1 protein-coding gene is annotated in these 255 nt (G+C 39.2%); it reads right to left on the bottom strand.

Annotated features, from left to right (window positions below; all coding sequences use genetic code 11):
• A partial coding sequence (locus ACEN31_RS11710; RefSeq protein ID WP_407109494.1) for a transposase occupies positions 1-255 on the bottom strand: 255 nt, incomplete at both ends.

The raw sequence follows: 255 nt of genomic DNA on the forward strand, positions 1-255 counted from the left end.
TCTTCGATCGTTTGTTCCGTAATTCGATCGAAAAATCGAGAGATAGAGGGTTGCGAAGCCCATACTTCATCAGTTGAAAGAGCTTGTAATAACGGATCGTGTTGTAAGATATCCGCTGATAAATCGGCTTTATAGCCAGCGATAATCTGAAAAAGTAATTGTTTTAAAATCTTATGGTTATCGTGTAGCCAGTAGCGACGGTCTTCATTAAACGAAACGACGTCTTTAGAATGCTCTGTAAAATGAAAAGCGTCC

The organism is Ruoffia sp. FAM 26255 (assembly GCF_045528525.1).
Lineage (GTDB): Bacteria > Bacillota > Bacilli > Lactobacillales > Aerococcaceae > Ruoffia > Ruoffia tabacinasalis.